The sequence below is a fragment of the Chryseobacterium sp. FH2 genome, assembly GCF_001045455.1.
Taxonomy (GTDB): domain Bacteria; phylum Bacteroidota; class Bacteroidia; order Flavobacteriales; family Weeksellaceae; genus Chryseobacterium.
This window is the reverse complement of the sequence record NZ_LFNE01000010.1, coordinates 24740-50949: the sequence shown is the minus strand read 5'-3', so window position 1 is coordinate 50949 and position 26210 is coordinate 24740. Positions and strand designations below refer to the sequence as shown.

The following is a 26210-nucleotide window of genomic DNA, read 5'->3' as shown; positions in this document are numbered from 1 at the left end:
TATTGCATTAAATGATGTTAATTATAGTATTTTATTATACTTACTATTCTGAATGTTAATAATATGATAGGGTAAAGTAATTTTAAATAAAAATCGTATAATTGTAAACTTAAAACTGTTTACAATGGATATAAAAAAATTACTCTTTACAAAAGTAAACATTCCTTATGAAGGAGCGAAAATTCTTCGTAATGCCGCCGCCGCTTTTTTAGGATTGTATTCTTATACTTTTTCTGCACAAGTACAAAAATTAGATGCCAGATTTGAAATTTTGCTTCAAAATAAGGATAAAATAGTTACTGAAAATGCGATAAAAGATTTTGAACGTTCTGATTTAAAACTTGATAAACACCTTGTTGTGACTTCTAAAGGGGCTCAGACAATGTATTCATGTATTATATATACGAAAACTCCAGAAAAATTAAAATCCGACGGTATTTTGGTTCAAAGTCAATTACCCACTTTTGCAACAGCTCTAGTGAGCATTGATGACATAGAAAAGCTTTTGAAGCTGCCATATGTTACTTCTATAATGGGACCAACATTTGATGAGCTTCATAACGATGTAGCAAGAGCACAATCTGGTGCAAGTTTATTACAGTCTGGTGTTTTTAATAATACATCTTATAATGGAACAGGAGTTTTGGTTGGTGTTTATGATACTGGTATAGACTGGAAGCATCCAGATTTTAGAAATGCAACAGATCAAACTAAAAGTAGAATTGTTTCTATTTGGGATCAAACTTTGACGGCTCAGGGTTCAGAAGCACCTCCTGCGGGATTTGCAACAGGTGTAGAATATACAAGAGCTCAGATTGAAGATGAATTAGACGGAACTCCTGCAAATTTTGTTCGTGAAAATGATACTAACGGTCATGGATCGCATGTTACTGGTACTGCTGCCGGAAATGGGATGGGATTTGCCGACAAAAGGCATAAAGGATTTGCCTCGGATGCAGATATTGTTTTTGTGAAAGGGGGGAATGGTTCTTTTCCTACTACAAATACAATTAATGCCTTAACATATTTTAAAAATGTTGCAACAGCTTTAAATAAGCCAATCGTTGTAAATATGAGTATCGGAGGGCAAGGAAGTGCGCATGACGGAACTGAAACTCATGAAACGGCTGTAAATGATTTTACCACATCAGGACCAGGTAGAGTGGTAGTGATATCTGCTGGAAACGAATATGGAAGTAATCTTCACAGAAAATTGGATCTTGGAGCAAATGCTTCAGGCACTTATACTTTTACTGTAGGTAGCAATACAACAGCAGCAACCGCTTTTGCTTTTTTGATGTTTGCTAATAATGACGGCCCGGTAACGGCTAAGCTTACAGCTCCTGACGGGCAGCAATATATTCAGAATATAAGCACAAATACAACTCATAATATTTTAGGAGGAGGATTGACTGCAACAATGTATAATTATACATATACTAATAACGGAAACAGATTTGTACAGCTTATTGTATCAAGGCCTGCAGGTTCTACAACAAATACTCAGGGAACATATACTTTAGAAATTACTAATAATGGTACTCAAGCGACCACTTTCCATGGCTGGCTTTATTCTCAAGGAGTTGCAACAGTGTTACAAAATGGGGATAATGAATATATTGTAGGTTCACCAGGTAATGCTTCAAATGCTATTACTGTTGCTTCGTATATGGGGAGAGCTAGTTGGTATACTGCTGCAGGTGGTTATTATACACTTACTCCGCAAGAGTCTATTTCAACATTTAGTTCGCAAGGACCAAGAGCTGATGGTTTTCAGAAACCTGATATTACGGCATCAGGACAAAATGTTATTTCTGTAAGATCAAGTAATTCAGTTCCGGCAGCTTCGGATATCATTAACGATACTAATTATTATGTGAAGAATCAGGGAACGAGTATGTCTTCTCCTGGTGTTGCGGGAGCTGTAGCATTGCTGCTTCAGGCTAATCCTACATTGACGGCCGCACAGGTAAAATCCCGACTGACCGCAAATGCAAGACAAGATGAAGCAACAGGAACTATTCCGAATTCAAGATGGGGATATGGAAAACTAGATATTTATAAGGCTGTTACTGATGAGTTGGGCTGTGTAAAATCTAATTTTGAGACAGTTACGTACGATGAGCCTTTTGTAATAGCAAATACGGAAGCTAACTCTTATTTTGAAAATACAGCTTTAGCAGTTCGTTATACACCTACATTAACCGGTAGATTAGGAGCGGTTTCTTTTGCAACAGGAACTACTGTGATTCCGAATGATATGGCAGTAAATATTCAGGTTAGAAAAGTAGATGCGAATGGTAATCCTGGAGATATTGTTGCTACAAAAACAGTTTCTTCTTGGGTGAATGATATTCAAAGATTTACTTGGAATTATATTGATTTATCAGATTTAAATGTTCAGGTGGCTACAGGGAAAGATTTCTATATTGTAGTAAATGGCCTTAATGGCAGAATTTCTATGAAAAATGAACCAATATCACCAAGCGGACGTTCAAAAACGTCTACAGATGGAACAGTTTGGACCGATAGAACATTTGATTTAAAAATGAGAGCAACTGTTTATGAGAATATCGCTGAGGTGAAAAATCTGGCCACTTCAAATCAAAATAAAGTTTTAGCAGTTGCAAACGGATATAATTATTTTACAAATGCTTGCCAGTTTATTACGAGAGTGGAAAAAGAAACAGCAAGCACGGTTGCTGGAAATGTTACTTCAAAAGTTTGGGTGGATAATGCACAACCAAATTACGTCTCAAGAAGATATGAGATCAACCCTGATGCAAATGCAACTACAGCAACAGGAAAAATTACATTATATTTCAAACAAGCAGAATTTGATGCTTATAATATGACAAGTACTGTAAAATTGCCAACTTCGAGTACGGATAATGCCAATAAAGCGAACCTCATCATTGAAAAATATGCAGGAACAAGTGCAAGCAATACGGGAACAGTAGCTTCTTATGGAGGTTCTGCAACCACTATTACACCAAATGCAGCTGATATTGTATGGAATGCTACCTATCAATATTGGGAAGTTACTTTCCAGACAACAGGCTTTGGTGGATATTTTGTAAAAACTAATTCTACTGCTTTAGGGACTAATGATATTAAAGCAGATTCAGGAGTGAATATCTATCCGAATCCTGCTAAAATGTATGTAAGTGTTGATCTTGGAAAAGCGTCTAAAGCTACAATTACTATTATTGATGCATCTGGAAAATTAGTAAATACAATGAGTGTTAATTCTAAGGATAAAGTTGACGTATCCGGTTTGGTTAAAGGAACTTATCTTTTTGATATTACTTTAGATAATAAAACAAAAATTGTTAAAAAGGTAATTAAAGAATAATACATTAAAAATTAAAATATGATTCATAAAGTGGCAGTGGTTTGACTGTCACTTTTTTTATATTTGTTTTAAATATTATTAGGAATGCTTTTAGTTTTAAAAAAATATTTTTTCGCCATTTTTTTAGTGTTATCGCTGGGGTTTCAGACTTTTGTTTCTGCAAAAGAATTTCATCCTTATCATGTTGGCTCTCTAGAAATTAATTATAATTCGAAAACAAAAACATTTGAGATTACAGGACGTTTTTTTCTTGATGATTTGGAAAATGCTCTGAATAAAAAATATTCGAAACCTTTTCATTTTAATGATATTAACTATAAATCAAGGTTGAATGATGCTTTAAAAGATTATTCTTCAGAATATTTTAAGCTTAAAACAAATAATAAGTTTTTGAAAGTTAACTACATTGGATATCAGGAGGATAGCGAATCTGTAAATGTTTTCCTAGAATCGGAAGTTGTTGATAATCCAAAAAAAATAGAAGCTGCGGTAAGTTTTTTGTATAATCTGTTTGATGACCAGATAAACATTGTACATATTATTGTAAATGGAGAAAGGAAAAGTGAAAAAATGACATATCCTAACCGTTATTTGTACCAGCAGTTTTAATATTTCATATCCGTTTTGATAGCTAAAACTAAATATTTTTGCATTAGTTTTCTAATTGTAAGAGGGTATTGATTCCATTAGTGTGTGCCAAAAGATCAGGAAAGAAATCATCATAGTATTTCTGAAGAATATCTTTGTTTCCCAAAAAAGCTTCAAAAACCGGAATATCTTTATCTAAATATTTAGCTTTGTTTAAAACATTTCTCATGCTGAATTTAATGGCCCAGTCTTCTCTATAATTATATAACCAATCATCCTCTTCCATTTTTTTCAGCATCATTTTAAAATTTTCAGGAAGCCATTTTTCATTTTCGTTCAAAACCCGATAAACCCGTAATGAATGTGCTTTCCACTCTGCTAAAGAATTTAGGGATAAATCATTGGCTACAAAATAATCCATAGCAACATCTACAAAAGCTCCTGCGTATAATCTTACCAAAGGCGCAAAAACTTTTTTTGCTTCATGAATAGCTGGATGAGCATCTGTAAAAGTATCAATTGCTCTGTGTAAGGTTATCCCATCCTGAATGTCTTTCGGAAAGGAAAAGCGGTCCCGGTTTCGGATAAAATCTTCCAAAAACTGACCAACAATTTGTCCGCCAGTAAAAGTAAGGAAAGAGTGCGCCAGATAATTCATCTCTATAAAGTTATGAAAAAAATAGCAATAGCCAGTCGTTCAGTTTTGTTTTTCCATTAGCTATTTACTTGCCAAATAATATTTATCATTCACTCTAGAAAAGTCTTTCGTGGAAATCTTCAATTTTGCTGACCTCTTCAATGATGATTCCGAATTTTCTCTTCGGGATTTTATTAAGATTAGAAACGAAAATTTTCTCGTAACCCAGCTTTTCTGCTTCTGTAATTCTTTGTTCGATTTGTGCAACAGGGCGAATTTCTCCGCTCAAGCCAATCTCTCCTGCGAAGCAGAAGTGTTCAGAAATAGCAATATCTTCATTGGAAGAAAGTACGGAAGCAATTACTGCTAAATCTAAAGCAGGATCATCCGTTTTTATGCCTCCTGTGATATTTAAAAATACGTCTTTTGAGCCTAGCTGAAAACCTGCTCTTTTTTCCAAAACAGCCAAAAGCATATTCAGTCTTTTTGAATCAAATCCCGTACAGCTCCTTTGCGGAGTACCATAAACAGCCGTACTTACCAAAGCCTGAATTTCCAAAAGCATCGGCCGGTTTCCTTCTAAAGTTACCGCAATAGAATTTCCGGAAAGTTCCTCGAATTTTTTTGTAATTAAAATTTCAGAAGGATTTTTAATCTCTTTTAAACCTTGAGAAATCATTTCATAAATCCCAATCTCTGAGGTAGATCCAAAACGGTTTTTATTTGCCCTCAATAATCTGAAAAGGTGGTTTCTGTCGCCGTCGAAATTTAAAACCACATCTACCATATGTTCTAAAACTTTTGGCCCTGCGATTTGTCCGTCTTTTGTAATGTGCCCTACTAAAAAAACAGGAACACTATTTTCTTTGGCATATTTTATAATCTCATTCGAACATTCGCGGATTTGGGAAACAGTTCCGGGCGAGCTTTCTATTAATTGAGATTGTAAAGTCTGTATAGAATCTATAATGATAAAATCGGGTTCTAATTTTTTTGCTTCATGGAGAATCTTTTCTAAAGAAGTTTCGGTAAAAAGAAAACAGTTTGGATTTTGAATATCCGTTAATCTATCAGCTCTCATTTTAATCTGGGAAGCGCTCTCTTCACCTGAAACATAGAAGATTTTTTTCTTCATTTTCAAAGCAAGCTGGAGTAGAAGAGTAGATTTTCCGATTCCGGGTTCACCGCCAATCAACGTGACAGAGCCTAAAACAATTCCGCCTCCCAAAACTCGATTGAGCTCTTCAGATGGTGTTTTTATACGAGGTTCTTCGCTGGTTTCAACTTCAATAATATTGATAACATGTTGTTTTGATTTTGAAAAAGGAGGAGTTTTATGTGAGGTTGTTTTTTCTACGACTTCTTCCACCAAAGTATTCCATTCTCCACAATTTTTACATTGTCCCATCCATTGAGGATATTGAGTTCCACAGTTTTGACAGAAATATGCTGTTTTTAATTTTGCCATGATGTAAAATTATGAAAAAACTTAGCATTAAGAAATTTTCAGATACAGATAAAAGATAACATAGATCAATATGATTCTATATGATATCGTTTACCTTTGGTGAATAAAGAAAATAAATATATAACAATGAAAAAAGTATTTTTAACTTTCGTTTTTGCTTTATTAAGCGTCATAGGTTTTGCACAGACGGGTTGGGCAGTAGATCCCATGCATTCATCTGTGAATTTCAATATTAAGCATATGGGAATCAGTTTTGTACAAGGCCGATTTGATAATTTTACAGGGAAAGTGGTTACCAAGACTAACGATCTTGATAATGCAACTTTTGAATTTACAGCAGATGTAAACTCTGTAAACACAGGCGTTGAGATGAGAGATAAGCATTTGAAAAGCCCTGACTTTTTCGATGTTGAAACCTATCCTGAAATGAGATTTCAAAGTACTTCAATCACTAAAGATAAGGCTAAAAATACTTACATTCTTAAAGGAAAACTGACTATCAAAGATGTTACCAAAGATATCAGTGTACCGGTAACTTTCGGGGGGACTACTAAAAACCAACAAGGTAAAGAAGTTTTAGGCTTCCAAACAGCATTTAAAGTAAATCGTTTAGATTATAATATTAAATATGATCCAACGGGGGCAGGTGTAGCAAAAGACGTTGACGTTAACTTATATTTTGAGTTAATTAAGCAATAGTTTTCATATATAATTTGGTTTAGGAAAGGGTTTTCAATTTTTTGAGAACCTTTTTTGTTTTTTATAAAAGCAAAAAGGCAAAGAAATTTATTAAGTGATCTTTGCTCTTCAATTTGTCATTTTGGCGAAGGAAGTATCTGTAAATTAATTTTTTTATTAAATTTTAATTCTCGCAGATTTTAAAGATTAATTTTAAGCGCAAAAATTTGGTAAATCACTCTGATCAGCGAGCGTGTAATAAGTAATCAAAAGGTTTAATTTCATCAATCTGAAATTTAAAATCCCCAACAAAATTGCTTTGTATTTCTTTTTCCCATAACTTTGCACAAACCTAATCTAATGAGTAAAAAGAATACAAAGTACATCTTTGTGACAGGAGGTGTAACTTCATCTTTGGGAAAGGGAATCGTTTCTGCTTCTCTGGGACTTCTACTAAAATCACGCGGCTTTAATGTAACGATTCAAAAATTGGATCCTTATATCAATATCGACCCAGGGACATTGAATCCTTATGAACACGGAGAATGCTATGTAACCGAAGATGGTGCGGAGACGGATCTGGATTTAGGTCACTACGAGCGTTATCTTGATGCTCCTACTTCCCAAAACAACAACGTTACAACAGGAAAAATCTACCAAACTGTAATAGAAAAAGAAAGAAAAGGAGATTTCCTTGGAAAAACAGTTCAGGTAATTCCTCATATTACTAACGAAATCAAACGTAGAATTAAAATTCTATCTAAGCAGAACTACGATATTATTATTACTGAGATCGGGGGAACTGTAGGGGATATTGAATCTTTACCTTACATAGAAACTGTTCGTCAGTTGAAATGGGAATTAGGTGAGAAAAATTCTATGGTGATTCACCTGACTTTGCTGCCGTATCTGGCTTCAAGTGGGGAATTAAAAACAAAACCTTCTCAGCATTCTGTTCGTCAATTGATGGAAAGCGGAATCATGGCGGATGTTTTAGTTTGCAGAACGGAACATAAAATTCCGAAAGATCAGAGAGCAAAACTGGCTCAATTCTGTAATGTTCCTTTGGATAATGTAATTGAATGTAAAGATTTGGAAACAATTTACGAAGTTCCGATGTACCTTCAAAAACAGAACTTTGATGATGTAGTTTTAAAAGAATTGGATCTGAAAAGTGATAAAGATGCTGATCTTAAAGACTGGAAAAACTTTCTAAAAAAATTCCAAAATCCTAAAAAGAATGTTGAGATTGCCTTGGTTGGGAAATATGTTTCCCTGCAGGATTCATATATTTCAATCGCTGAAGCTTTCAAGCACGCAGGCGCTGATTTGGAAACTGAGGTAAAGGTAAGATGGGTTTACAGTGGTGATATCACGGCTGAAAACATTAAAGATACTTTAAAAAATGTGGACGGAATCCTTATCGCTCCGGGTTTTGGCGATAGAGGAATTGAAGGTAAAGTGCTTACTGCTCAATATGCAAGAGAAAATAAAATTCCGATGTTGGGGATTTGTTTAGGAATGCAGATTATGACTATCGAATTTGCCAGAAATATTTTAGGGTATTCAAAAGCAAACTCTGTAGAATTTGATACATCTACTCCGGATCCTGTAATTTCATTAATGGAAGAGCAGAAAAATGTAGTAGATAAAGGGGGAACAATGCGTCTTGGGGCCTGGAAGTGCGCTGTGAAAAACGGTTCTAAGCTTTCTGAAATCTACGGAAGCAAAAGTATTTCTGAAAGACACCGCCACAGATATGAGTTTAATAGTGATTATTTAACTGAATTTGAGAAAAATGGTTTCTTGGCTACAGGTACAAATCCTGAGACAGGATTGGTGGAGGCATTGGAAATGCCGGGACACCCGTTTTATGTTGGAGTACAGTACCACCCGGAATATAAAAGTACAGTTGCAACACCGCATCCGTTATTCAGAGCTTTTATTAATGCTTGCGAAAAGAAATAAGGTAATTTTTTAATTACAAACGTTATATATAAACTCAGGTTGATTATTATCAGCTTGAGTTTATTATATAGTAATATATTATAGCATAGAGTTTTGATAAAAAAACAGTATTTTTGTCGACTCAAAATGTATAGCATTTCGCAATACACATTTAATAGTAAAAATTTAATTAAGATAAAATGCAACAGAACAACGGACTCGATAAAAGTCAAATGATTAGTTTTGCGGTTTTATGTTTGGTTCTTTTTGGTTTCATGTTTTATTTCCAGAACAAACAATCAAAAGAAGAAGAGGTAAAAGCTCAGCAACAAAAGACTGAACAAGTAAAAAATGCTGTAAAACAAACTCAGGCAAGCAATATCAATCCAAATGTAACTCCTAATGCAATTCAGACCGCGAAGCTTTCAAACAAAGAATTGAATATTGAATTTGCAAGTTTAGGAGGGCAGGTTTCTAAAGTAGAGCTTTCAGAATACAAAGCCTACGATCATAAAACTGATAAGGCTGATCTTCCGCTTTATCTGATCACTAAAAATAATTCAAACTACGGTTTCCAGTTCAAGGACAAAACAGGAAAAGTAATTAACACTAAAGATTTAGTTTTTGCTCCGGCTGTAAACGGGAATGTAGTGACGATGACGGCTAATTACAATGGCGCTGTCATTCAATTTATTTATACATTACTTCCAAAATATACATTAGATTTTAAAGTAAGAACACAAGGCCTAGCTAAAATTACTTCTGATAATAAAGCAGATTTTATCTGGGATTACAGTGTCAGAAACCTTGAAAAAGGTAGAGCTCAGGAGCAGTCTCACTCAGAATTCTCGTATGCATTTAATAATTATAAAGATTATGACTATGACGGAAGAACAACGATGGATGAAGAGAAAGAAACACTTAATTGGATTGGTGTAAAACAACAGTTTTTCTCTTCAGTGATTGAGGCTAAAAATGGATTCACTCACAGTAAAGGAAATCAGGAAACGGTTGAAGAAGGTGAATATTTGAAAAAGCTTAACTATGAAGGCTTCGTTCAAATGACTGGAAGCGAATTGAATCAGGATTTTACTTGGTATTTTATGCCATTGGATTTACCACTGCTAAAATCTTACGATAAAAACTTTGACGAAATCTTACCGTTGGGCTGGTCTTTCATTGGATGGATGAATCGTTATTTCTTCATGTGGATGTATAGTATAATTGCTGGTTGGGGATTATCTGCAGGTTGGGTGATTTTTGTAATGACAATTATTGTTAAATTGATCTTATCACCCATCATGTACAAGCAGCATAAGCTGAGTGCAATGATGAGAGTGATTCGCCCGGAAATTGATGAGGTCAATGCAAAGCTAAAAGATGCAGATCCTATGAAAAAACAACAAGCTACCATGGAGATCTACAGAAAAGCTGGAGTGAATCAGATGGCAGGATGCCTGCCGGCATTGGTACAAATTCCGATTTTTTATGCATTATTCCGTTTCTTTCCGAACTTTATTGATTTGAGAGGTAAAGGCTTCTGGTTCGCAAAGGATTTGACGGCATATGATGATTTGATTAAATTGCCATTTAAAATTCCTTTTCTGGGAGATCATCTGAGTGTTTTTGCTCTTGCATGTACAGTCGTGATTTTGATTTATACTATTATGACTTCTGGAAATATGCAGCAGCCACAGCAGGAAGGTATGCCAAATATGAAAGTATTAATGTATATATTCCCGATTACGTTCTTATTTTTCCTGAATACTTCGGCATCTGGTCTTTCTTGGTATTATTTTGTATCGAATGCGATTAATATCTTGATTATTTTAGTCATTAAGTATGTGATTTTGGATGAAAAGAAAATTCATGCACAAATTCAAGCGAATAAAGAAAAGCCAAAAACTGAAGGTAAATTCCAAAAACGTATGAGAGAGATGATGGAAAAAGCTCAGGAGCAGCAAAAGGCACAAGAGCCAAGAGGTAAAAAGAAATAAAATAACCTAATATAACAAAAAAGAGAAGCAAATATTGCTTCTCTTTTTTTATTTAGACAGAGTTTAAATTTTACTTTGGGGTTTGTGGATTTTATAATTCACGGCTTAAAGAATTTAATCATACTTTAATCTGAAAGATTGACGGTGGTATTTTGTTGGACCATGCTTTACCAGGGCTTCCTGATGTTTTTTAGTAGCATACCCAAAGTTGGTGTCCCAGCCGTACTGAGGAAATTCTTCATGAAGCTCGATCATTAATTTGTCCCTGTAATTTTTTGCCAAAATAGATGCTGCCGCAATAGATAAAACTTTTGAATCTCCCTTAATAATACATTGATGTGGAATATAATTATAAGGATGGAATTTGTTTCCGTCAACTAAAATAAACTCCGGTCTCATGGTTAATTTATCTAACGCTTGATGCATTGCGTGTATGCTAGCATTCAGAATGTTATGTTCATCAATGAATTTTGGAGGAAGTTCTGCGATTGCAAAATCTTTGACATTATTTCTTATATAATCATCAAGTCCCATTCTGGTTTTAAAATTTAATTTTTTGGAATCATTAACTAAATTTTGTTTAAAATTTTCATCCAAAATTACAGTTGCAGCCACTACTGGACCACTTAAACATCCTCTACCTACTTCATCGCATCCTGCCTCTACGTAAAGATTTGTCCATTTTTTTATCAATTCCATAAAAATTAACATTTCTAATAATACAAAAGTAAGAATAATTTAAAAACTATGATAAAAATAACATTTTTTTATGTTTTTGTTTTGTTTTATTAGGAAAGTTTTACAAATTTGTACGGTACAAAAAAATAATTTGATATGAAGAAACTAACAGCTGGTGTGCTTGTGTTAGTACTATCCTCATCTCTAGCTGTAGCAAATGCTCAGCAAAAGAAAAGTGATAGTATTAAAACTCAAGACATTGAGGGCGTAGTAGTAACTGCGCTAGGTATTAAAAGAGAGAAAAAATCTCTTGGATATGCTTCTCAGGAAATTAAAGGGAGTGCATTATCAGACGGAACAACAAATACAGGTAATATAGCTTCTCAACTTTCAGGAAAGGTCGCTGGTTTAAATGTTACGACAAGTAATAACTTTGGAGGTTCTTCAAACTTATTAATTAGAGGTGTGAAGTCTTTAGGTGGAGGTAACCCATTAATTGTTATAGATGGTTCACCTGTGAATAATACTTATACTCAAGAAAAAAATGTTGATTATGGTAATGCATTATCGGACATAAATCAAGAAGATATTGAGTCTATTAACGTATTAAAAGGGGCTGCTGCGTCGGCTCTATACGGAGAAAGAGGTTTAAATGGTGTAATTGTCATTACGACCAAAAATGGAAAAGGAAAGGATGATGGTTCTTGGGGGGTTACATTATCATCTTCTGTAAATGTAGGTTTTATCGATAAATCTACTTTCCCTGAATATCAAACACGATATGGAGCAGGTTATGCACAGGAGTTTTCTTCACAAGGAGCAAATGGAATTAATAATGTTAATTTTGGAGATGATGCTTCATGGGGACCAAAATTTGATCCTAATTTATTAGTCTATCAATGGGATTCCTACGATCCTACATCTCCTAATTATGGAAAGGCGACACCATGGGTAGCAGCTAAAAATGGACCGATTAAATTCTTTAATAATCCAACTACTTATACTAATAGTGTAACATTAGAAAAAGGACAGAAAGGAAAGAATATTAGTTTTACTTATGATAATATGATGACAGACGGTTTAATGCCTAACTCTCATATTAATAAAAATAATTTCTCGTTAAAAATTAATTACGATTTAACACCTAAATTACACTCTTCTTTTTATTCTACAATGACATTGCAAGATACAAAAGGACGTAGTATAACTGGATATTCTGATAACACTGTTACAGGATTTAGACAATGGTGGCAAACAAATGTTGATTTGAAAGAGCAGCAAAGAGCATATTTTCAAAATGCAGGTAACTCAAATGCTTATTATGGAAATGTGTCGTGGAATAGAAAGTCAGATACTGATGGAAGTGCTGCTTATTGGAATAACCCTTATTTCCAGGCATATGAGAATTATACAACTGATAGGAGATTTAGAAATTTCACATATGCTCAGGTGACCTATGATTTATTAGATAATATATCATTAACAGGTAAAGTTTCTTATGACAGATCCAATTTATTCGCGGAAAACAGAGTAGCAGTTGGGTCAATTTCTCAGCCTTTTGGTAGATCAGGTAATGATGTAACTTCAGGTTATGCAAGAAGAGATGTTACAAGAACAGAAACAAATTATGATTTAATGGCAAATTATAAATTTGATATTACTGATAATATTAATGTTTCTGGGGTTTTAGGAGGGAATATTAGAAGAAATTATTTAAATTCGGTTTATGCTTCTACTGAAGGAGGCTTGGTTGTACCAGGTATTTATGCGTTATCTAATTCTGTTAAAGCACCTTTAGCGCCAGATGAAAATGAATCTACGGTACAAACTAATTCAGGATACGTAACAGCTTCTTTTGATTTCTATAAAATGTTCTATTTAGATGGAACATGGAGAGTTGATCAAAGTTCAACACTTCCTTCAGCAAATAACGTATATAATTATCCTTCAATTACAGGGTCATTAATTCTTTCAGAAATTTTAAAAACGAAAGATTGGATGAATTTCTGGAAATTAAGAGCTAATTACGCTGAAGTTGGTGGTACTGCTGATCCTTATCAATTAGCAAACTATTATACATCTGCAGGTATTTTTACTGGAGCTCAAGGTGGTGTGGGATTATATAATTCTATTTTAACAAAAGCAGAGGCAGATTTAAAACCTCAAAGATCTAAAGAATTTGAAGTTGGTACTGAAGTTCACTTTTTAAGAGATAGAATTACATTAGATTTTGCTTATTACAAGACTAAAACAATCAATCAAATTATCACACTTCCAGTGTCTTCTGGTACAGGGTATACAGGTAAAGTTATTAATGCAGGTAGAATTGATAATACAGGATATGAGGTACAGCTAGGATTAGTGCCAATAAAAACTAAAGATTTTACATGGAATATCGATGCTAACTGGTCTAAAAATACCAATAAAGTTGTTGATCTTTATCCAGGAATTACAAATCTACTATTGAATAGTTTCCAAGGAGGTGTTTCACTAAATGCTAGAGTTGGAGAAGCTTGGGGGACACTTGTTGGTTCTGATTATGTATATTTAAATGGACAGAGAGTGATCGATCCTGATACAGGTATCTATCAAACAAATCCGAATCAAGTTATCGGAAATACGACTCCTGACTGGATTGGGGGTATTAGAAATAGTTTTACATATAAAGGTTTTTCTTTAAGTTTCTTAATTGATATGCGCAAAGGAGGTGATGTATTTTCTACAGATATGTATTATGGTATGGATACTGGTCTCTATAAAGAATCTGCAATAGGTGATTATAGAGATAAAGATGTGATTCTTCCTGGTGTTTTACCTGATGGAACTCCAAATAATATTGCATTATCTCAATTTACAACAGGAAGTAATTATGGATATGAAACACAACCTTCAAAAGAGTTTGTTTATGATGGCTCATTTATTAAATTAAGAGAGGCAAGCATTGGATATATGTTACCTAAATCTCTATTAGCAGGAACAAAGATTTACGATGCTAAGATTTCTATTGTAGGAAGAAATTTATGGATTATTCATAAAAACTTGCCTCATGCTGATCCTGAAGCAATGATTGGAGGGGGAATAAATTCTTACGGATGGTCTATTGGTTCTATGCCAACAACAAGAGATGTTGGAGTGAATGTAACATTTAAATTCTAAATTACGTTAAAAATGAAAAATATAATAAAAATAACTTTAGTATCAGCATTTGTAGGCTTGGGACTAGTTTCATGCCAAAGTGATTTAACTTCACTTAATGAAGATCCTAAGCACCCATCGGTTCTTCCATCAGAAAATTTATTGGCCACAGCTTTGTTTCAATCTTCATATTATATGGATAATCCAAGTGTAAACTTCAATAATTATAGATTTTTTACACAACAATGGGCAGAAACTCAATATCCACAAGAGACTCAATATGATTTGATTACTCGTAATCAACCACGTAATCATTTTAATAGAATGTATGTATATACATTAAATAATATTAGACAAGCAAAGACAAATTTAGAAAAAGAAGCTAATACTAGTGATGTTAAAGCTAATAAATTAGCAACTTTAGAGATTGAAGAAATTTTTGTTTGGGAGAACTTGGTAGATACATATGGTGATGTACCTTATTCGGAAGCATTAAAAGTTGATGAAATTTTCTCTCCTAAATATGATGATGCTAAAACTATTTATGTTGATTTAATTAAACGCATTAATGATGTCATTACTACAGTAAATTCATCATCGAAAGGATATAATACTGGTGATTTAGTTTATTATGGTGATATGTCTAAATGGGTTAAATTTGCTAATTCTGTTAAGTTAAGATTAGCTATGAATTTAGCAGATGAAGATCCTGCTTTATCTAAATCTACTGCTGAATCTGCAATTGCAGCTGGCGTGATTTCTTCCGATTTAGAAGCTTATAAATTTAAATATGATGGAAATACATTTTCAAATCCTGTATTTGATAATCTAGTGGCTTCTAATAGAAATGATTTTGTACCTAGTGAATTAGTAGTTAATACTATGAATAGTCTTTCTGATCCTAGAATGGATGCATGGTTTACAAAAGTTGGAGGAATTTATAAAGGAGGTGTTTTTGGAGAGTTGAATAACCCTTATACTAACTATTCTCAATTAAATTCTTTCTTCAGATCTTCAACCGCCTCATCTAACTTATTAAGTTATGCAGAAGTTGCATTTTTAAAGGCAGAAGCTGCGGCTAGAGGGTATTCGGTTGGAGATACTGCTTCAAATCTTTATAATATTGCAGTTACCGCTTCAATGAATGAAAATGGAGTAAGTGCTGCAAATACAACATCTTATTTAGCTGCAAATCCATATAATGTTGCTAATTGGAAACAGTCAATTGGAGTTCAAGCATGGATAGCAATGTTTAATAGAGGATTTGCTAGTTGGAATTTTACAAGACGATTAGATAATCCAATTTTAGTTAACCCTCCTAAATCTAATTTATCATCTGTACCTTACAGAATGCCTTATTCAGACCAAGAATATGTTTTGAATGGAGCTAATGTAAAAGCAGCGGGAGATAAAATGGGAGGTGATAAAGCTACAACAAAACTTTTCTGGGATAAATTCTAATTCTAGAACAAATTTTAATATTTTAACATTCATATAAAACCGCCTTCGGGCGGTTTTTTTATTTCCGTATATTTGTAATTCAAAATTTTGAAATGAATATTAAAGATATAATAATAGAGAAGCTTTCAGAGATTATTTTGAATGTTTATCAATTGAAGGACATTAATCTGGAAGTTCAGGAAAATAAAACTGAATTTGAAGGTGATTTTACGATTGTTACTTTCTCATTGGTGAAACAATTAAAGAAAAACCCTGAAAGTATTGCTGTAGAATTAGGCGAAGCTTTGACAGAACAAACAGAAATATTGGAAAGTTTCAATGTTGTTAAAGGCTTTCTTAATGTAAAAATTAAAAATCAATTCTTTGTAGATAATTTTAAATATATTACTAGTGATTTTGATACAATAGAAAAGAAAAATTCTACGGTAATGGTGGAATATTCTTCTCCGAATACCAATAAACCTTTGCATTTGGGTCACATTAGAAATAACCTGTTGGGATATTCTGTGGCTCAGATTCTTAAAGAGGATGGATATGATGTAATTAAAACTCAAATCATCAACGACAGGGGAATTCATATCTGTAAGTCGATGTTGGCATGGGAAAAATTTGGAGAAGGTGAAACACCCGAAACAACTGATACAAAAGGTGATAAATTCGTAGGAAATTATTATGTGAAATTTGATCAGGAATATAAAAAAGAAATCTCTGAACTTGTAGCTCAAGGTGTTTCAGAAGAGCAGGCTAACAAAGATGCCCCTTTGATGAAGGAAGCTCAAAAAATGTTGCTGGATTGGGAAAATGGGGATGAAAAAGTAAGAAATCTTTGGAACGAAATGAATTCTTGGGTGTATAAAGGTTTTAATGAGACTTACAAAAGATTGGGGGTAGATTTTGATCAGGTTCAATATGAAAGCAACACTTATATTCTAGGAAAAGATCTTATTCAGGAAGGTTTGGATAAAGGTGTTTTATACCAAAAAGAAGATGGTTCTGTTTGGTGTGATTTGACGGATGAAGGTCTTGATCAGAAACTTTTATTACGTTCAGATGGTACTTCTGTATATATGACTCAGGATTTGGGGACAGCTGTAGAACGTTTTAAACAAAATGATATTAAAAAGTTAATTTACACAGTTGGAAACGAACAAGATTATCACTTCCAGGTTTTATTTAAGATCTTAGGAAAACTCGGATATTCCTGGGCAGCTCAGTTGTATCATTTGTCTTACGGAATGGTTGAATTACCAAACGGCAAGATGAAATCCCGTGAAGGAACCGTTGTAGATGCTGATGATTTGATGCAGGAAATGCATGATATTGCAAAATCTAAATCTGAAGAATTAGGGAAGTTGGAAAACTTTACTGAGGAAGAAAAGAATGCTAACTATGAGAATATAGGAATGGGAGCATTAAAATATTTCATGCTAAAAGTTGATCCAAAGAAAAAAATGTTGTTTAATCCTGAAGAAAGTATTGATTTTAATGGGAATACAGGACCGTTTATTCAATATACATATGCTCGTATCCAGTCTTTATTGGCTAAAGCTAATTTTGAACAAAATGAAGTTACTAAAATTGAGCTGAATCAATCTGAAAAAGAATTGATTATGCAATTGATAAATTATAAAGGAATAGTTTCAAAAGCGGCAGAATTACTAAGTCCGGCTTTGGTGGCAAACTATGTTTATGATTTGGTTAAATCTTACAATTCATTCTATCAAAGTAACCCCATTTTGAAGTTGGAAGATGAAAATTTAAAACAATTCCGTTTGAATTTATCAGATCTTACGGCAAAAACAATACAAAAATCTTTAGGTTTATTGGGAATAGGAACAGTAAACAGAATGTAAAATAAAGCCTCTTAATTTTTTTAAGAGGCTTTATTTTTTAAGTTTGAGATTCATTAGCTTTTTGATTTTTAATACTTTCTTCGTATAGTTTAGCATCGCTCCATTTTGCATGTATTGAAGGGCTGATTTTGTAACCTTTTTTTATAGCATAAACTTTAGTAAATTCCGCTCCAAAAAAGACAAGCATACAGGAATAATTAATCCACATCATAATCAGAATAACCGTTCCGGCTGTCCCGAATGCTGATGTAGGCTTTGCCGTTCCAAAATAAAGGCTTAATAAAAACTTTCCTAGTGTAAATAAAATAGCTGTAACAAAAGCTCCCTTCCAAACGGGTTTCCAACTTATTTGGACATCCGGAAGTACTTTAAACATCATAGCAAAGAGTAACATAACAAATCCGAAACTTACCCCAAAGTTTATAACTTCCACCAACATATATGTCTCGAAGCCAAAATATTGAGTAATTATTTTATTAAAGACACTTATTAATGAAGTTAAGACCATTGTTATCATTAATAGAAATCCAAGAATGAGAATCATTCCCAATGAATTGGCCCTGTCTAAAAGAAATTTGATCAAGGCTTTTTTCGGTGCAGCCTGCACATCCCAAAGACTGTTCAATGAATGCTGAAGCTGAAAAAAAAGGGTAGTGGAACCAAAAACCAATGATCCTACACCCACAACTTTCATAATAATATTTTGCTTGTCAATCAAAGCTCCGGCAATCATATTTTCAATGCTTTTGGCAACATCTGTTCCCATAATTCCACTTATTTGATGACTGATTTCACCGCGAATGGCTTCTTCACCGAAAAAATTTCCTGCAATCCAAATGATTATAATCAATAATCCAGGAATCGAAAAAATTGCATAATAAGCCAGGCTTGCCGAATCCTTTGAAGCAGAAGAATTATTCCATTCGCTGAAGGTTTCCTTTAGAACCTCCCAGAAAAATTTTATGTTTTTTACCATCTTTAGAAAGGATATCCGATTGCTATATTCAAAATAAGATTGTCTCTTCTCCAGCTTGGATTGCCAAAATCTATTCTATCAAAAGCCCATCTGTCATTCTTTTCGTAATAAGGAACCCTCAGCGGCATTGCCAGATCTAATCTTAAAACTAAGATAGAAAAATCAAGTCTCAGACCAACTCCGGCTCCAACCGCAACTTCGCTTAAAAATTCTTTAGAAAATTTTGCTCCCGGCCTGTCTATATCGTCATGTAATAACCAAATATTCCCTGCATCTACAAAAGCTGCAACATTTAAAAATTTATAAAGGTTAGCGCGGTACTCCGCATTTAATTCTAACTTAATATCTCCCGACTGATCCATAAAAGTACCAGCTGGAACTGTTCTGGGATCAAAACTACCCGGTCCTAAAGTTCTTGCACGAAAGGCACGGATACTGTTGCTTCCTCCTGAGAAAAACTGCTTAGAGAAAGGTACAAATTCAGAATTTCCGTACGGGTATGCGATTCCTCCAATAAATCTTGCAGCAAACGAACTCTTTTCAGCAAATTTGTGATAGAACCTGAAATCATTTTCAATTTTAGCATATTGACTAAACGGGATACCGAAAATTTCTTTTTGTTTATCTTTTTTTACATTAGCTCCTGTTACCAGACCTGTAATATTTCCTGCCAAATCCAATGTTCCTTTATAATAAATGGTATTGGTTTTAGGAAGCATTGTATTGGTATAAGTATAAGAATAAGTTGGCCCGAAAATCAGCTGTTCCTCAACGATTCTTTGCGAAGCCGGTGTTTTTGCCTGATCCCAAAAAGCTTGAGTCACATTTGCGGGAGAAACAAGTGTAATATCAATTACTTTTAAGTCATGTTCTTTTCTTGCGTTTTCTTTCCAGACGTAGCCGAATGATGCATTAAAATTATTAAGAGTATAATATTGGGTTCGGTTTTGGAACTCATATCCCAAAGTAATATTCGTTCTAGGGACAAAAGCACTTGACGAATTAAAGCGGAAAGGTGCAACAATTCTAGGAATCGAAAGCTGAACATTTGTTCCTGCACGGAAAAGATTTTGCGCGTTGTCACCACCTCCCATCTGGAAATCAAAAGCGCCGTAAATGGAAGCCTTGAATTGCTCTGCTCCTTTGAAGAAATTTCTGTGTGTCCAATTCAGGTTTAGTTCACTCCCTGCGTAATTTGCAGAGTTTGTCCTTCCTAAAGCTTCCAGCCTGAGTGACTGAATTGGTCTTGGCGTTAATAAATAATAGGCGTCAAATTTATGGCTTAATGAATCTGAAACTATAAATTCATTTTTTACAAATTTAAAAACACCTAAACTGATCAAGCGGTTTAGAGATAGGTTATGATTTGAACGGTTGTATAAATCTCCTTTCTTAAAATACAATGCTCTGTCGAAAATTTTCGGCTTAAATTTATGTTGGGGATCAATCACGTATATATCATCATATGCATATTTCGAAAGAGAATCCTTATCCATCGGAACCTGATATTTCCCGTCTTTTACATCCTGAATATTATAATTTGGAAAAACAATAACTTTATCTATACTGAATTGTTCGGTTGCTAAATCCGGAGTGTCATCTTTTAGTTTTACATTAAGTTCTACTTTATGATTTTTACTCACGGTACTGTCTGCCTGAACAATAATATTATCATCACTAAAATAATAAAAGCCCCTCTCCTTTAAACCGTTATCAATACGCTCCCTTTCATTTTTAATAACATCTAGGTCAAAGGGTTTGCCGGATTTAAGTAAAGTTTTGTTGGTTAAAGCCTGAATTTCCTTATTCACAAGCGAAGAATCTTGCTGAAACTTAACATTGCTTATTAAATATCTTGAGCCTGGTCTTAACGTATAGATAACCTTTGCTTTTTTATTTTTAGAGATTGTATCGTAAGTTGCTCTTGCATTGAAATATCCCTTATTTTCAGAATAATTTTCAATAATATCTTTGTTAAACTCACGATCGACATCTCCCAATAAAACAGGTTTTTCACCTACTTTATATTTTAGCCAATAATTAAAACCTTTGTCTTTTTTAGGTTCTTTGGCGATATTGTAGAAATATAATTTAGGTCTTAATCCCAAAAATGTTGAATTGGGTTTTGGAACTAAATTAGCCTCCAAAGCTGTCTGGAGTTCTTTTTTTTCTTTTTTCAGAATGGTGTCATTTTCGATTTTTACTTCTCCGCCGGTATACAGCATTTGTCCTTCCTTCAAGAATCTCGTATTGCTGCATGAAAGACTAACTGCGGCGAATCCCGAAGCGAACAAATATTTATAGATATTAAGTTTACTTTTCATTATTTAAATTCTACCACTTGGTTATTCTTATTCTGTTTTTTAGCTCTGTCTTTTTTTGTTTTCTGGAAAATCTCACGGAATTTATCATAGTCTAAGGTGATGATAAAGCCGACTCCCGTTTCTATGATTTGTCCCTGAAGAGCTACCTGATATTCATCTTTACGATACGCACGAAGCATATACCTTCCGTCTTTTGAAAGGCTGTAGTCTACGGTTACATCTCCTGCAATATTCGTTGTATTTTCATTTTGACGTGCATCACCTTCCAGTGCAAAATTGCTTCCCACCGAAACTTTCAGACGATCATTCAACAGTTTTTTGCTCAATCCCACATTTAGATCAGTTCTTGTATTTTTTTCTCCGGTTGAATAGTCTTCAGAAGAATCAAGACCCAAATCGATGTCAACTCCTTTTATCAGGCCTGCTGCGAGATTATTTAATTGTTGAGAAAGAATTTTACTTACACTTTGCCTTGCCATAGATTCGGCAGACATTCCGGTGCTGGATTCAAATGGATTCTCTCCGATGAAACGATTCAATAAAAGTAAGGCAAAAACCTGCTTATTCATTTCAGATTCCTGGGTTCTTAGCTGGGCTAATTTTGCATCAATTGTCCCTAGAACTGCTGATGATACTGCATTATTCTTGTCATCTGTAGTGATATCAAAACTAATTTGTGGTTTTAAAAGCTCACCCTTCATTTTCAATAAAGTATTAAAAGGTATTCTTTGTTTATACTGATTCATTGTAGAAGCGCTTTCACCGCTGAGCTGTTGTTCCACCAGGTCGAGAGGAGCAGTTTCGGTTTTATAGACGGCGGTAATGTCCATGATTGCAGCAGTGGGTTCGCCTGTCCATGTAATTGTACTTCCTTTTTGAATATCAAATTTACGTTTTAGAAGGCTTACAGAAAGCTCATAAGTCCCTTTTTCCACTTCATAAACACCCACTAAAGTTGTTTTTCCTGAAGGATCAATTCCTCCTGTCAATTCTGCTTCACCTTGGAGCTTCACAAAATCTCCATTAGCTTTATCAATGACAATCGACATTTTTGCCTCTTTGCTCACTTCAATGTTTACACTTACATCCATACCTTTGATTCTACTTTGGGCTTTCAGAGAGTCAGCTTTGATGGTTTTATTTAAAACAACCTGATCCTGGTCTATAAACTCTACAATTCCCTCTCTTTCCTGTAATGTGGGACTGGATTGAGGAAGTACAAAAGTAAAATCTGTATCATCAGAAACAGCCAGCCTTCCGTCAACTTTTGGTAAGTCTAAATTTCCGCGAATGTGCAATCCTGCATCAATTGCCAGAATCCCGTACATCATGGCATCGTTTGATTTTTCAGAATTGACAACCTTGAAATCTTTGGCATTTACATCAAGATTGAAGGCAAAATCTCTATAAGTCTGGGTTAAAACCTGACCATTGATTTTTAGCGAATTTCCATCTTTATCGTTGATCTTGAAGTTGTCAAACTCTATTCCTCTGTTTGTAAAGTCAATTTCATCATTCAATTTTCGGAAATCACTTCCTGTTTTTGCAATATCCAATCCAACGTCGTTGAATTTTACTTTCCCCAGAATATTCGGTTTATCAGTACTTCCTGTAATTTTCAGATTTCCTGAAATATAACCTTCTGTATTGGTAATCGCATTCATAGAGAAGCCCTGAACACTTTTCATCTGAAGTCTGTTGATAGCCATATTCAAATCAAATGTGCTTGAAGAAGTGTTATAATCGCCCAATACTGTCACATCATTATTATTTCCGGAAAGGGCAATATTGGCATTGATAATATTTGTAGAAGTGTTGTTTACTTTTGCGGTAAGATTTCCAACCGGACTTCCGTAAACAATTAAATCTGTTATACTTAAATCGGAAGTAAATGTCATTTTTTTCGTTAAATCTCGAAGCTGGGCGGTTCCGTTAATCGTTCCTCTTGCTAAAACAGTATCTTTTTTAATCAGTTCTGTAATTGTCTCTATTTTAAAATCTTTCAACGAAACATTTAGAGGGGAATTGGGGGTATTGCTTTCTGATTGTAATAAAATTTCACTTCCTGCATTTGAGAGCCTGAAATTATCCGCCAAAATACCTTTACTGCTGATTTGGATTTTATTTCCTTCAGCCACTGTCCAATCTGTATAATTTAATTTTAAACCATTGGGATTTAAAGAAATTTCAGTAATATCATTTAATGATTTTGCATTTCCGGCAATCAGGAACTGCGTTGCATCTTTTTCATCTTTCGTTGTGATGTTGTAATTGATTGTATTATCTGCGATATCTCCGTTGATACTAACTTTATTTAAAGCCAAACTTGGGCTTTTTAAAGCTGCAACATTCAGAGCATATTGTAAAGCCTGGTTTTCATTGGTGATTTTTACTGTAGTATTTTCAATGGAATTTTCACCGTAAAGCAGTTGTGGAACTTGTCCGTCAACTTCAATTTTCTGTGAATCTGCATCATAATTTCCAACTAAAGTTATGGTTTCAAAACTCTTCAAATCCGGTACGAATTTTCTTATCAAATCATCATTTTTAACTTTAGCATTAAAGGTGAAAAATTGTCCTGCCTGAATTTTTTCAGCTTTTCCGGGTTTTTGGAACTGATAATATTGGTTAATTGTATTTGCTAATGATCCGAAAATCTGAGTCAGTTTATATTTTCCGGACAATTCTACATCCGCAATCTGAGAATTGAGAACAATTTTGGTTGAATCATTCGTAGAAGAAGCCTTCAGATTCACTTCCTGAACAGGATAAACTTCTTTCGTATCTGAAAAGGCAAAATTCTGTAGATTCAAGTAACCGTTCAGATTATCAGGATCTAAATTTGAGAAATCACCATCTATTTTTCCTGCAATAATCATTGGTTTTTCATAGAAACCAAGCTTGTTGATATCAAGTTTTATAATTTCTCCATTTACTTTTACAGTAGGATTCTTTTCGTTGTAAACTCCGGATGCCGTTAGTTTTAAATTAGCATTGGGATCTGCGGAATCTAGAATAATATGATAAGCCCCACGATTGATTTTCCCTGTCAGATTCATGTTTTGATAACGGTAACCTTTGTAAACCGCGGAAGCAACATGTCCTTTTAAAACCGCTTTTGCATTTTTGAAATCAAAACTTTCTCCCTTTGCATAAATCTGTGCAGAAATTGCCCCGATATCTTTATTCTGAATGATTTTTCCGATTTGTAAGCCTTGAATATTGGCTTTCACATCGTACAATTCGTGATTCTTTTTTCGCATATCTACTTGTGCGATAAGAGATGCGTTTCCAAGAGTAGAGTATAGATTAAGATTGGTGTCTACTACTTTCGTTGTACCTTTTGCAGTACCTTTAATACTGAAATGTGAAGGCAGAGATATATTCGAAGGAATTGTATTTTTCGGAACTAAATTAAAGATGGTTTTTGCTGACGAAGAAAGCTCTGCAATTCTTAAATCATAATACAGATTATCAGGATTCATGGCATTTTTAATCCTTCCTGATGCTGAAACTCTTAATTGATCTAAACCTGAAACTTTAAGATTGTTAATCAACAAATCATTTACGCTGCCCTTCACATTGGCATTTACATTCAAAATAGCGTTTGGATATTTGTTGAAGGGAACTGTACTACGTAAAGCCGGAACTAAATTTAGGATATCAGCGAAACCTATTCTTGAATCTTTAATATTAGCGGAAATTTTTACAGCTCCAAGATTTGAGGCCAATTGATCTATTGAATTATAATTTAAAACAACCTCATCGCGCAAAAGCGTTTTTGGAGTTTGCAGGTATAAATCTTTTAGATATGCTTCTTTTTCACCATATACAAAATCCGTGTTGAATTTTTGGATATCCAACCCCCTCGCTTCCTGAATTTCCGCAGAATTTACCGTTCCCGCGAAAGTATTATTTTCCATTTTGAAACTTCGAACCTCAACATTCATTTTAGAAAAATTCATGTGATTGAAATCCATTCCTTGTTTTGTAGGAGCAATGGCGGTGTTGTTGTATGCTATTTTTACATCATTAAAAATTAATTTTCCTAAAAGAAGCCGAATTGCTTTTTCTTTATCGGAAGCCTTTGAAACTTCAGGCTCTTTGGCATTTTTAGGATTGGCATCTTGAGCCGGAAGATAAAGATTGGCATTAATATCTGCTCCCGAAAGGAAAACATTGGCTACATTATAAGCATTGTTTTCCAAGTCAAGCTTGTTGATTTTGGTGCTTAATTCTTTAAATAAAACCTTGGCAAAAGTTTTGGTATTATCATCTCCGTAATCGATGTCAAAATTGGTCAGTTTGATTCCTCTTAAACCAATGTTCATTGGTTTTTTATCGTTTAGAGAATCTACTTTTTTCTCAACTTTCTTTGCGACTTCCTCTACAAGATCCTGTTTTAGTTTTAATTTTAATCCGTCAAGATTAATATCATTGACAGCATATGTATTTTTACTTAAATCAAACTTTTTCACTCTTGTATCAAAAGAATTGAAGTGAAGTTGTATATCATTTTTAGATTGCTGATCATTGAAAGTAACACCAATATCCTTTAAATTAATTTTATCTAAAGAAATAATGAAAGGCTTTGACGGGCTTTCTTCTTTATCACTCGTTGCAAAAGCACTAATAATATAATCAAAATTAAATTTTCCATCAGGTTTTCTTACAACATTCGCACGAACCCCCTCTAAATCAACAGATGTGATATCTGCAGTAGAATTGATAAGTTTAAGCATATTTAAGCCGACGTCAAGCTTTTTTACAGCCAAAAGTGTATCGATATCCTGGCCTTTTAAATACAGATTTTCCATAATAAGGCTGTTTGGAAATCCTATGTAAACTTTTTCCAGACTTACTTTTGTCTTGATTTTTTTCTCAAGATATACAACAAGTTTGTCTTTGATAAAGTTTTGAACAGCAGGAAGTCTTAAGCTTAATATGAGCAGGGTAAGAAAAACCAATATCGAAATAAAGGTTATGGCAATACGCCTCAATAGCTTTCTTTTGTTGATTTTCAGTTTCAAATGTGACAGGGTTTAAAGCAAAGATAATAAATCATTTGGGAAATTTATGTTAATTATCTCTGTTGTGGTACCTGTTTCTGAGT

General features: G+C 33.9%; 14 protein-coding genes. 8 read left to right on the top strand and 6 right to left on the bottom strand.

Annotated elements, in window-relative coordinates; translation table 11 throughout:
- Window positions 1–124: 124 nt before the first annotated feature.
- Together ACM39_RS14680 and ACM39_RS14675 are read left to right on the top strand one after the other, a co-directional pair.
- Window positions 125–3355, top strand: a complete 3231-nt coding sequence (locus ACM39_RS14680) for a S8 family peptidase (protein WP_048511809.1) — start codon at window positions 125–127, stop codon at window positions 3353–3355.
- 84 nt (window positions 3356–3439) lie between these two features.
- Complete coding sequence (locus tag ACM39_RS14675; protein ID WP_048511808.1) at window positions 3440–3964, top strand: DUF6702 family protein; 525 nt, start codon at window positions 3440–3442, stop codon at window positions 3962–3964.
- A gap of 43 nt (window positions 3965–4007) precedes the next feature.
- On the opposite strand, the gene ACM39_RS14670 is transcribed toward ACM39_RS14675, so the two are convergent.
- Together ACM39_RS14670 and radA are read right to left on the bottom strand one after the other, a co-directional pair.
- Window positions 4008–4601, bottom strand: coding sequence for an ACP phosphodiesterase (locus ACM39_RS14670; protein WP_048511807.1), 594 nt, complete (start codon window positions 4599–4601; stop codon window positions 4008–4010).
- A 94-nt stretch (window positions 4602–4695) separates the two neighbouring features.
- Entirely contained in the window at window positions 4696–6048 is a 1353-nt protein-coding gene (radA, locus tag ACM39_RS14665; protein ID WP_048511806.1) for a DNA repair protein RadA, read from the bottom strand.
- A 126-nt stretch (window positions 6049–6174) separates the two neighbouring features.
- Between radA and ACM39_RS14660 the strand changes: the two genes are divergently transcribed.
- The 3 genes from ACM39_RS14660 (at window position 6175) to yidC (ending at window position 10670) form a co-directional block, all read left to right on the top strand.
- Window positions 6175–6747 carry a YceI family protein gene (locus ACM39_RS14660; RefSeq protein WP_048511805.1) on the top strand — a complete coding sequence of 191 codons (573 nt, stop codon included), beginning with the start codon at window positions 6175–6177 and terminating at the stop codon, window positions 6745–6747.
- 339 nt (window positions 6748–7086) lie between these two features.
- Window positions 7087–8694, top strand: coding sequence for a CTP synthase (locus ACM39_RS14655; protein WP_048511804.1), 1608 nt, complete (start codon window positions 7087–7089; stop codon window positions 8692–8694).
- A gap of 179 nt (window positions 8695–8873) precedes the next feature.
- Window positions 8874–10670: a membrane protein insertase YidC gene (gene yidC / locus ACM39_RS14650; protein WP_048511803.1), complete on the top strand. Its 1797-nt coding sequence runs from the start codon at window positions 8874–8876 to the stop codon at window positions 10668–10670.
- Window positions 10671–10784: 114 nt separating this feature from the next.
- On the opposite strand, the gene ACM39_RS14645 is transcribed toward yidC, so the two are convergent.
- The gene (locus ACM39_RS14645) at window positions 10785–11369 is read right to left on the bottom strand and encodes a ribonuclease HII (protein ID WP_048511802.1); all 585 of its coding nucleotides are present in this window, start codon (window positions 11367–11369) and stop codon (window positions 10785–10787) included.
- 135 nt (window positions 11370–11504) lie between these two features.
- Between ACM39_RS14645 and ACM39_RS14640 the strand changes: the two genes are divergently transcribed.
- The 3 genes from ACM39_RS14640 to argS all read left to right on the top strand — a co-directional run bounded on the left by ACM39_RS14640 (window position 11505) and on the right by argS (window position 17797).
- The gene (locus ACM39_RS14640; RefSeq protein WP_048511801.1) at window positions 11505–14504 is read left to right on the top strand and encodes a SusC/RagA family TonB-linked outer membrane protein; all 3000 of its coding nucleotides are present in this window, start codon (window positions 11505–11507) and stop codon (window positions 14502–14504) included.
- 12 nt (window positions 14505–14516) lie between these two features.
- Entirely contained in the window at window positions 14517–15944 is a 1428-nt protein-coding gene (locus ACM39_RS14635; RefSeq protein ID WP_048511800.1) for a SusD/RagB family nutrient-binding outer membrane lipoprotein, read from the top strand.
- Between the two features lie 92 nt (window positions 15945–16036).
- The gene (gene argS, locus ACM39_RS14630; RefSeq protein ID WP_048511799.1) at window positions 16037–17797 is read left to right on the top strand and encodes an arginine--tRNA ligase; all 1761 of its coding nucleotides are present in this window, start codon (window positions 16037–16039) and stop codon (window positions 17795–17797) included.
- Between the two features lie 37 nt (window positions 17798–17834).
- On the opposite strand, the gene ACM39_RS14625 is transcribed toward argS, so the two are convergent.
- From ACM39_RS14625 to ACM39_RS14615, 3 genes are read right to left on the bottom strand one after another with little or no spacing between them, the layout of a single operon-like run.
- Window positions 17835–18773 (bottom strand): YihY/virulence factor BrkB family protein, encoded by a 939-nt coding sequence (locus tag ACM39_RS14625; protein ID WP_048511798.1) that lies wholly within the window; start codon window positions 18771–18773, stop codon window positions 17835–17837.
- 2 nt (window positions 18774–18775) lie between these two features.
- A complete protein-coding gene (locus tag ACM39_RS14620; protein WP_048511797.1) occupies window positions 18776–21097 on the bottom strand; it encodes a BamA/TamA family outer membrane protein in 2322 nt (773 codons plus the stop codon).
- The gene (locus ACM39_RS14615; protein WP_082140616.1) at window positions 21097–26127 is read right to left on the bottom strand and encodes a translocation/assembly module TamB domain-containing protein; all 5031 of its coding nucleotides are present in this window, start codon (window positions 26125–26127) and stop codon (window positions 21097–21099) included. Before ACM39_RS14615 ends, ACM39_RS14620 begins: the two co-directional genes overlap by 1 nt.
- Between the last annotated feature and the right edge of the window lie 83 nt (window positions 26128–26210).